This window comes from Streptococcus sp. 1F3, assembly GCF_054968985.1.
On the sequence record NZ_JBUEQR010000015.1, the window covers coordinates 27,709 to 37,341 of the forward strand.

The window sequence follows — 9,633 nt, forward strand, 5'->3', positions numbered from 1 at the left end:
GAGTTTTTAATGGGCTTTGTGTCTTAATTGAACTTGAGCTGCAACTCGCTGAAAAAAGACCAATCTCATTGGTTGCAAGACAACCTGCTTCGATTGTCTATTTTTTCTATTTGAGTTTTTAACGGGCTTTGTATCTTGTTTGAAGGAGGAACGATGGCTCTATTTGGAAAAAAAGATAAATACATTCGCATTAATCCTAATCGGTCTTTGATAGAAGAGACGGCTCATAAAAAGCCAGAGGTACCGGATGCCTTATTTTCAAAATGTCCAGCTTGTAAGCGTCTGATTTATCAGAAAGAATTGGGACAGGAGAAGGTGTGCCAACATTGTTCTTATACCTTTCGGATTGGGGCTTATGAACGTTTGGCTTTAACGGTTGATGAGGATTCCTTTGAAGAATGGTTTACAGGTATTGAAACGACCAATCCTCTGGATTTTCCGGATTATCTAGAAAAATTAGCTTTCGTCCGCAGAAAGACAGCACTAGACGAAGCTGTACTGACAGGAAGAGCGAAAATTGTAGGACAAGATGTAGCTCTCGGTATCATGGATTCCTCTTTTATCATGGCCAGTATGGGGACGGTTGTTGGTGAAAAAATCACGCGACTTTTTGAATATGCCTTGGAGCAAGCCTTGCCTGTAGTCCTATTTACTGCTTCTGGTGGTGCTAGAATGCAGGAGGGCATTATGAGTCTCATGCAGATGGCTAAGATTTCTGCAGCTGTTAAGCGTCATTCTAATGCGGGGCTCTTGTACCTGACCATTTTGACAGATCCAACGACAGGTGGAGTGACTGCTTCTTTTGCTATGGAAGGGGATATCATTTTAGCTGAACCCCAGGCTTTAGTTGGCTTTGCGGGTCGCCGTGTGATTGAAAGCACGGTTCGTGAACAGTTGCCTGATAATTTTCAAAAGGCGGAATTTCTGCAAGAGCATGGCTTTGTAGATGCAATTGTTAAACGGCAGGACTTGCGGGAGACCATCGGTTTTCTAGTGAGATTGCATGGAGGAAAGAAATGACGGAGATAGCAAAAATCATTCGACAAGCACGTGATCAGGCTCGTTTGACTAGTCTGGATTATGCTCGCCTGCTCTTAGATGACTTTATAGAATTGCATGGTGACCGCCAGTTTAGAGATGACGGAGCTGTTATCGGTGGTGTCGGTTTTTTGGGTGATGTACCTATCACGGTAGTGGGGATTCAAAAGGGGAAGAGCTTACAGGATAATCTCAAGCGCAATTTTGGTCAGCCACATCCAGAAGGGTACCGCAAGGCCCTCCGTTTGATGAAGCAGGCAGAAAAGTTTAGACGCCCCATTCTCACCTTGATTAACACCGCAGGAGCCTATCCAGGAGTTGGTGCAGAAGAGCGTGGGCAGGGTGAGGCGATTGCTCGGAACCTCATGGAAATGAGTGACTTGACCGTTCCGATTATTGCCTTGATTATTGGTGAGGGAGGGTCTGGTGGAGCTTTGGCTCTAGCAGTTGCAGACAGGGTATGGATGTTGGAAAATGCCATCTATGCAGTGCTAAGTCCAGAAGGATTTGCCTCTATTTTATGGAAGGACGCTAGCCGTGCCATGGAAGCGGCTAGGCTCATGAAGATTACCTCCTACGAGCTTTTAGAGATGGGAGTAGTTGATAAGGTTATCTCAGAGCAGCGGAGCCAAAAAGAGCTTGTACACTACCTACAACAAGAGCTAAAAGCTAGCTATCAGCACTTACAGTCTCTATCAACAGAGCAGTTAGTCACAGAACGTTACGAGCGTTTTAGAAAGTACTGATCTTTTCGGTGCTTTTTATATGCTCTTGTCTCTGGATTCTCTCAAGGCTAATACTCTTTAAAAATCAAAAGGATACTTGGTCCACTTGCCTTGGTGAAGGCTAATTCTACCTTCGGCTTCGATTATACTCATTTAGTTTAACTTTTATTACTTCGACGATTGTGGAAACTTCGTTTCCTTATTTCCCACTTCCAATCATCTTCTAGATGAATTGTGGAAACTCCGTTTCCTTATTTCCCACTTCCCATCATCTTCTAGATGAATTGTGGAAACTCCGTTTCCTTATTTCCAACTTCCAATCATCTTCTAGATGATTGGAACTCGCTTTGCCGGACTCTACGATTGTTACTGACTATCGTCAGTATGATTTCCAACCTTTCACAATTTTTAATTGTGAAAGCTAGTCTACTTTTGATTTTTATTGAGTATAACACTAAAGGAGCAAGGAAGATCGTGATGACGAAATCAGGATTTTCCTTGCTCCTTATATGTTTTTTGGTCTATCGTTAGAATTGAGATGATATGGTTTGCTATGCCAGACCCTCACTTATGATGGAGTTTTTGCTATTTTGGTGCGATCACTTCAAGTCCACCCATGTATGGACGAAGGACTTCTGGAATAGTAACAGAACCATCTGCATTTTGGTAGTTTTCAAGGATAGCAGCAACTGTGCGTCCTACGGCAAGTCCTGAACCGTTCAAGGTATGAAGCAGTTTGACCTTACCATCTGCTTCGTCACGGTAGCGGATTTGGGCACGTCGTGCTTGAAAATCTTCTGTATTAGAGCAGCTAGAGATCTCACGGTAGGTATTTTGCGCAGGAATCCAGACTTCTAAATCGTAGGTTTTTGCTGCAGAAAAGCCCATATCACCTGTACAAAGAGTCAGAACACGGTAAGGAAGCCCTAATTTTTGAAGAATATTCTCTGCATTAGCAGTCATTTTTTCCAATTCTTCGTAAGATGTTTCTGGTTTGGCAAATTTGACCATTTCCACCTTGTGGAATTGGTGCAAGCGGATTAAACCACGGGTATCACGACCAGCAGATCCAGCTTCTGAACGGAAAGATGGGCTCATCGCAGTGAAGTAGATAGGTAAGTCTTTGCCGTCTAAAATCTCGTCACGATAGTAGTTGGTGAGTGGTACTTCAGCTGTTGGAATAAGAACAAAATGGGAGTCTTCTAACTCAAAAGTATCTTCCTTGAATTTTGGATATTGCCCTGTTCCAAACATGGAATCATGATTGACCATGTAAGGGGGGATCACTTCTTGATAGCCTTCTGCGATATGTTCATCTAGCATGAAGTTATAGAGGGCGCGTTCCAAGCGAGCTCCCAGATTTTTGTAGAAGAGGAAGCGAGCCCCTGTTACTTTTGCTCCACGTTCCCAGTCGAGAATACCCAAGTCTTCGCCGAGCTCCCAATGGGCCTTAGGTTCAAAATCAAATGCAGGTGGTGTTCCCCAACGGCGAACCTCCACATTTTGATCTTCATCTTCACCAAGAGGAACGCTATCATGCGGTGTATTTGGTAGGACGACAAGGATAGCCTGTAATTCTTCATCGACAGCAAGAAGGTCGGCATCTAATCCTTTGATGGTTGCAGAGAGTTCTTGCATGGCAGCGATTTTATCCTCTGCACCTTCCTTATTGCGTTTTGCCTGGGCGATTTCAGCTGAGACGGTATTGCGTTCTGCCTTTAATTCCTCAACCTTGACCAGGATTTCCCGACGTTTTGTATCCAGTTCCTGGATGCTTGTGAGGGTTTCAGTAGCTACACCACGATTTGCGAGTTTCTCTGCTACTTCCTTAAAATCTGCTCGAATGCGTTTGATATCTAACATTATTTCCTCCTATTTTGTATAAAAAACGCACCCATAGATATGTTGGAGTGACAAGAGCCACGGTTCCATCCAACTTCACATGAGTGCACTTCGTTCTGTATGAAAATATAATAAACGGTAGAATTTCATACCATTTGCCTATCTGCTCGCAACAACCGCAGACTCTCTGAAAAACGCCTGATACTACTTATCCGTTGCGACTATTATACTTGATTTTTTAATTTTTTGCAAATAGATTTCTAAAAAAAGATCCGATTGTTTGTAGGAGTGTTGGTAGTTTTACGATTTTTTCATTGCCGAGGTGTTCCCTAGCTTCTTTTAAAATTTTCCCAGAATCTTTGGAAGCAAAGAGGAATTTTCCACTATCTGTAAAGACTTGGAAATGCCGACTGATGTGGTTGCCAGAGACATTTGCCCCGATTTGTTGGACATTCTCCCAAGGGATCTGAATATAGTCTTCTACATTAGCATCTGCGTAAAATTCCAATGCCTTGTCACCGATAAGAAATGTTCCAACCTTGCCTCCCATTCCTAAGTAAGAGACCCCGCTTGTTTGTAACTCAACAGTCTTATTTTGTGATTGTGCCATAGTTTATCCTTTATTCGTGTTATGTTCATTATATCATAAAAAGAAGGTCGAAACCTTCTTTTTCTTTTACAAGTGATTTCCTTTGATTCAGGAGCTTCTTCTTTACTGCCTCTTAAAATGGGACATGTATGGCAGAAAACTAGTCTTGAGTCAAAGGGATGGATGGTAATGGTAGGCTCTTACATGATGTTTGCTACACGAGCAAGAATACCCACGATAAAAAGACCGATGATGATGGTGATTGGAGATACTTTTTTCTTCAATAACCACATACACAAGAAGGTGAGGAGCAAGTTCATAAGACCTGGAATCAAACCGTTCAAGTTATCTTGGAAGGTTGTGATTTTCGTCGGAGTTTGGGAAAGACCTTGTCCAACTTGTTCAAAGGCTTGACGGATACCTTCGCTACCGTTTGCGAGCTTATCCCAATGGATATAGGCTTCTTTTGCAAGAGGGACTTCTGATACGTTGAAGGTAAAGTTGATGGATACCCAACGTTGTGCGAGGACTGCAAGGATAAACATTCCAAGGATAGAAGCACCTTTAGTGATGTCTTGAAGGATCCCACCAGACATATCTTTTGTAATTTCAGAACCAGCCTTGTAGCCAATTTCTTGGGTATACCATAAGAATGCCATACGGATAAGGTTCCATGCGCCAAAGAAGATGATTGGACCAAGGATATTTCCTGAAAGGGCAAGTGACGCTCCTAGAGAGCCAAGGATTGGTCGAACAGTGAACCAGAAGACAGGGTCTCCGATACCAGCAAGAGGTCCCATCATACCGATTTTCACCCCTTGAATCGCTGCATCATCGATTTCTACACCGTTTGCGCGCTCTTCTTCAAGGGCAAGTGTTACACCGAGGATAGGAGCAGCTACATACGGGTGGGTATTGAAAAATTCCATGTGGCGTTTGAGAGCGGCTGCCTGGTCTTCTTTCTTGGTGTAGAGTTTTTTCAGAGCGGGGACTAGTGAGTAGGCCCAGCCCAAGTTTTGCATACGTTCGTAGTTCCAAGAAGCTTGAAGGAGTTGGGAACGCCACCATACTTTTTTACGGTCGTTTACGGAAAGTTGTAGTTTTTCTGACATTGTAAATCTCCTTTCTTAGTAGTCTTCTAGGATATCGCCGATTGGGTCATTAGAGGTAGCGCCTCCACCACCGTTTCCACCTGTTTTTGAAAGGTGAAGATAGATGAGTGCGATTGAAACCCCAAGGGCACCAAATCCGATCAAGGTAATTTGAGTAAGGGCAGCAAGTACGAAACCAATCGCAAAGAATGGCCATACTTCGCGGGTTGCCATCATGTTGATAACCATGGCAAAACCAACGGCTACGACCATACCACCACCAACTTGCATACCACCTTTGAGCCAATCAGGCATGAGTTCAAGCATAGCCTGTACCGATTCAGCAGGAATTGCAAGAAGAAGGGCAGCAGGGACAGCGATACGAAGTCCTTGAAGGGAAAGAGCGATCAAGTGGTAACGCTCAAGAGCTGCGAAATTCCCTTTTTCAGCAGCAGCATCTGCCCCATGTACAAGAGCGACGGAAGCTGTACGAACCAGCATGGTAAGGAAAAGTCCAGCAATGGCTAGTGGAATAGCAATTCCTTGAGCGACACTAATCGCAGCTGGTGAGAAGTCGCCCCCTTTAATCAAGATGATGGCAGCCGCAACAGAAGCAAGAGCAGCGTCTGGTGCGACAGCAGCCCCGATATTTGCCCATCCAAGAGCAAGTAATTGGAGAGTACCACCTAGCATAACGCCAGCAGTAAGGTTACCTGTTACAAGCCCAATGAGGGTACATGCAACGATTGGTTGGTGAAATTGGAATTGGTCGAGGATTCCTTCCATACCGGCAAGGAATGCAACTAAGACGACCAAAATCATTGAAATAAATGACATGATAGTTCCTTTCTTTTGATGAATATACTGTAGAGTAGAGTTAGAAATGTTTGTCCTGGCTTCTTTTGTAGGCAGATTGCTTCTTTCACCAGATGTTTCCTTGAGTGTGATAGGCAACAGAGCTCATTTTTTATCTAGTTTGTAGCAATCAATCGTATCCTCAGTCCTAGTTAGGAATTAGTGAGGTACGTTTGCCTTGTTGATGAGGTCAAACAAGTCTTTCTTCGCGTCGTTTGGCACTTTACGGACGTCAAAATCAACGCCTAGGTCGCGCAATTTTTCAAAGGTTGCGACATCGTCTTTATCCATAGAAAGTACGTTATTGATCATGGTTTTACCAGTTGAGTGAGCCATTGATCCGACATTTAAGGTCTTGATTGGCACTCCACCTTCGATGGCACGAAGGGCATCTTGAGGGGTTTCAAACAAGATGAGGGCATGCGTATTTCCAAAGCGAGGATCTTTTGCAACATCAATCAATTTCTGAATTGGTACGACATTTGCTTTTACATTTCCTGGCGCTGCTTGCTTGATCAATTCTTTACGAAGTGAATCATTCGCTACTGAGTCAGAGGCAACGATGATTCGGTCTGCTTTTGAGTCGGGTGTCCAAGCTGTTGCAACTTGGCCGTGTAAGAGACGTGTGTCGATACGGGCAAGGTTGATTTTTAATTTTCCGTCTCCGATAACTGTTCCTTCAGGAATAGCCGCCTGAGCGACCTTAGCTTGAGCCACCTCAGCAGCTGCTTCTACAGGGTTTAATTCTTCTGGAAGGGCTTTGATTCCGTCTTTTGACTCTTTGATGATGTTTGCAGCAACAGTGGCAACGCCCGCATTTGCATCCATCATTCGTTCTGTGTAGGCCTGAATTAACATTGGTAAATTCAAGCCAGTGATGATGGCGAATGTACGTTCTGGATTTTCTCCCATTACCCGGCTTGCTTGGTTGAATGGTGAACCACTCCACAAGTCGGCTAGGACCAAGATTTCGTCATCCGCATCAAAAGTAGCCACAGCATTGTTGAATTTAGCGTATAAATCATCTGGTCCCTCACTTGGCATAAAAGTGACAACTTGAACTTTTTCTTGTTCGCCAAAAATCATCGAACCAGATTGATGAATACCAGCGGCAAATTCACCATGGCTTGCAATAATGATTCCGATACTCATTATGTTTCCTCCTAAACATTTTGATAGTCAGTAAAACAGCAGATATCTCCTAGTACCTGCCTATCTAGATACTTATTTCTCCGTTTGCTGATCTGACTAAAGTTCTCTATGTTGCTGTCCATTGAGACAACATTTTTGAACTGTCTTATTATAAAACGTTTTCAAGTTTTCTGTCAAGTAGATATGTGTTATCTGTTAGTAAATTTTATAGAAAAGTTTCTGAAATTGGTATATACGTTTACATAGTGATTTACAAAAAAGTCTGAATAAATAGAGGTTTTGAGTACCCCTAAGATTGTAAAAATAAGGCGACAGAAAAATGTACCATCCGATTGGGTTGAGTAAGAAAAAAACAACTCCCCAAATGGAAGTTGTAGTATCTAGTCCAATAATAACTTTTGAAGTTCTTTGGCAACCCCATCTTCATCATTGGTGTAGTCTGTTAGATAGTCAGCATAGGGAAGGAGACTGTCACTGGCATTCTTCATAGCATAGCCCTTGCCTGCAAGAGATAGCATTTGGATGTCGTTATGCTCATCACCAAAGGCGATCAAATCTTCCGGTTCCATCCGATAGAGGTTTAGCAGATAAGTGAGGGCAGAAGCCTTGGTAACGCCTTTTGCACAGGTTTCAAGGATGTTGAGTGGTCCGCCCCAGGTATTGATTTCCAGTTCATTATTGAAATAGCAATTGATCTCATCGGCTAGGGCGTATTTGTCCTCTGCACGTGTCTGCATTAAAATGGAATGAGGATCTGATGTGATTCGTTCTGGCTGCATCAAGGTGTCAGGGGCGATTTGTTCAACACCCAAGAGGCTAGGACTAAAGCTCCCCAAATACTTTTGGGTGATGAAAAACTTATGTTTATATTCTCCGGCAATAAAGTCTGCTTCAAATCGTTCTTCTTCTTTTAGAAAGTCGAGTAGGTACTGCTTATCAATGAGGATATTCTGCTCCCATTCCCAGCTTTGGTCTGGAATATGCACGAGGGAGCCATTGAAGTTGATCATGGGAGTGGAGAGTCCAAGCTCTTTATAATAATTGTAGGCCATACGGTAGGGGCGACCAGTTGCAATAATGACTGTATGACCAGCTTCTTGAACCCTGTGAATCGTTTTAATGGTCTCCTTGCTTAAGTGACTATCCTTATTTAATAAGGTGCCATCTAAATCAAGGGCAATCATCTTTTTCGTCATACAGGTAGTACTCCTTTTTCAAAACTCATATGCTTCAGTATAGCAGAATAAACGATGATACGCAAAGGATAGTCGATTTATTTCAAGAAATAAGTGACAGCTTCGATGATACTCAATTCACTTAGGCTACTTAGAAAAGAATGAAGCAACCTATATTTGTTCGTTTTCTTCCTATTTAATTTAGAATCGTAGATTTCAAGCCCAGACCATTTTAAGATTTTCCTTGCTTTCTATTCAGTTCCGATTGTTCCATTTTTCGCTTTGTGCTTTAACAGTCTAAGGCTAGACTGTTAGTGGATACTCGATAAAACAAACGAAGTTTGTAACTTGCTGTATAAAATCCCTTTAGGGATAGGCTGAAAACCTCCACTGGAGCTTTTCACTCATCGTATTTCCTATTTTTACCGTAGCTGTTGCAGGCTGTGCCTGCTTTACAGATACGGATGCCCTTGGTACACTTTGTGCTTTTTACGCTCTCGTATCTTGGGTTAATTGAACTCGGGCTAAAAGCTCAACAATGAATAAGAGACATAACTTGTTTTATTGGCGGTAGCTAGCTGGCTATTCCCTCTATTTCATTTGTGACCAGCCTAGCTAGCCTTGCAGGGGTCTCGCAAGGAAGTTGCAAGCAACTTCTGCTCGGCCGCCTATTTTTCAGTCGGTTTTTTAACGGCTTCACATCTTAATTGAACTCGAGCTACGAGTTGTGCAAAAAAGATAGTTTTTCCTAGAACCAAGGTTCTGCGTCAAAACTCCTATTTTTGCTTTACTCGTTTCACGCTCTCATATCTTGAGTTAACTGAACTCGGTCTAAAAGCTCGGAAAAAAGATAGGCAGTTGTTTCGGCTTTAGCCGATTACAGCTGAGAATCCCTTTAGGGATAAATCTGCCTAGCTCCAAAGGTATGGCATACCTTTGGAGGTGGAGAATAGGAATTTGCAAAGCAAATTCTTACTAAACTCTTCGCCAGATTTCCTATTTTCACTTTGTGCTTTTAACGCTCTCACACCTTGATTTAACTGAGTTCGAGCTAAGCACTGTGTGAAAAAGATAAATCCTCCTAGAAGCTGACGCTTCTTCGTCGTATTTCCTATTTTCACTTTGTGCTTTTAACGCTCTCACATCTTGATTTAACTGAGTTCGGA

The 9,633-nt window shown here is 42.8% G+C and carries 8 protein-coding genes; 2 read left to right on the plus strand and 6 right to left on the minus strand.

Going from position 1 to position 9,633, the window contains the following annotated elements:
- The first annotated feature begins 153 nt into the window (after positions 1–153).
- Positions 154–1,020, plus strand: coding sequence for an acetyl-CoA carboxylase, carboxyltransferase subunit beta (accD, locus tag ACVPON_RS01270; RefSeq protein WP_462875398.1), 867 nt, complete (start codon positions 154–156; stop codon positions 1,018–1,020).
- A complete protein-coding gene (locus tag ACVPON_RS01275) occupies positions 1,017–1,784 on the plus strand; it encodes an acetyl-CoA carboxylase carboxyl transferase subunit alpha (protein ID WP_462875400.1) in 768 nt (255 codons plus the stop codon). The genes accD and ACVPON_RS01275 overlap by 4 nt, the downstream gene beginning before the upstream one ends.
- Before the next feature lie 564 nt (positions 1,785–2,348).
- Here ACVPON_RS01275 and serS read toward each other — a convergent pair.
- The 6 genes from serS to ACVPON_RS01305 all read right to left on the minus strand — a co-directional run bounded on the left by serS (position 2,349) and on the right by ACVPON_RS01305 (position 8,488).
- Positions 2,349–3,626, minus strand: coding sequence for a serine--tRNA ligase (serS, locus tag ACVPON_RS01280; protein ID WP_462875402.1), 1,278 nt, complete (start codon positions 3,624–3,626; stop codon positions 2,349–2,351).
- A 217-nt stretch (positions 3,627–3,843) separates the two neighbouring features.
- Positions 3,844–4,215, minus strand: a complete 372-nt coding sequence (locus ACVPON_RS01285; RefSeq protein ID WP_462875404.1) for a DUF956 family protein — start codon at positions 4,213–4,215, stop codon at positions 3,844–3,846.
- 179 nt (positions 4,216–4,394) lie between these two features.
- Positions 4,395–5,306 carry a PTS system mannose/fructose/sorbose family transporter subunit IID gene (locus tag ACVPON_RS01290; RefSeq protein ID WP_462875406.1) on the minus strand — a complete coding sequence of 304 codons (912 nt, stop codon included), beginning with the start codon at positions 5,304–5,306 and terminating at the stop codon, positions 4,395–4,397.
- A 15-nt stretch (positions 5,307–5,321) separates the two neighbouring features.
- Complete coding sequence (locus ACVPON_RS01295; RefSeq protein ID WP_462875408.1) at positions 5,322–6,122, minus strand: PTS mannose/fructose/sorbose transporter subunit IIC; 801 nt, start codon at positions 6,120–6,122, stop codon at positions 5,322–5,324.
- A 177-nt stretch (positions 6,123–6,299) separates the two neighbouring features.
- The gene (locus ACVPON_RS01300; protein WP_462875410.1) at positions 6,300–7,292 is read right to left on the minus strand and encodes a PTS sugar transporter subunit IIB; all 993 of its coding nucleotides are present in this window, start codon (positions 7,290–7,292) and stop codon (positions 6,300–6,302) included.
- Between the two features lie 380 nt (positions 7,293–7,672).
- The gene (locus ACVPON_RS01305) at positions 7,673–8,488 is read right to left on the minus strand and encodes a Cof-type HAD-IIB family hydrolase (protein ID WP_462875412.1); all 816 of its coding nucleotides are present in this window, start codon (positions 8,486–8,488) and stop codon (positions 7,673–7,675) included.
- Positions 8,489–9,633 lie beyond the last annotated feature (1,145 nt).

Bases quoted from the DNA above. Each gene is read 5' to 3' on its own strand.
- ACVPON_RS01305 (WP_462875412.1), bottom strand. From the start codon at position 8,488: ATGACGAAAAAGATGATTGCCCTTGATTTAGATGGCACCTTATTAAAT.
- accD (WP_462875398.1), top strand. From the start codon at position 154: ATGGCTCTATTTGGAAAAAAAGATAAATACATTCGCATTAATCCTAAT.
- ACVPON_RS01290 (WP_462875406.1), bottom strand. From the start codon at position 5,306: ATGTCAGAAAAACTACAACTTTCCGTAAACGACCGTAAAAAAGTATGG.
- ACVPON_RS01300 (WP_462875410.1), bottom strand. From the start codon at position 7,292: ATGAGTATCGGAATCATTATTGCAAGCCATGGTGAATTTGCCGCTGGT.
- serS (WP_462875402.1), bottom strand. From the start codon at position 3,626: ATGTTAGATATCAAACGCATTCGAGCAGATTTTAAGGAAGTAGCAGAG.
- ACVPON_RS01285 (WP_462875404.1), bottom strand. From the start codon at position 4,215: ATGGCACAATCACAAAATAAGACTGTTGAGTTACAAACAAGCGGGGTC.
- ACVPON_RS01295 (WP_462875408.1), bottom strand. From the start codon at position 6,122: ATGTCATTTATTTCAATGATTTTGGTCGTCTTAGTTGCATTCCTTGCC.
- ACVPON_RS01275 (WP_462875400.1), top strand. From the start codon at position 1,017: ATGACGGAGATAGCAAAAATCATTCGACAAGCACGTGATCAGGCTCGT.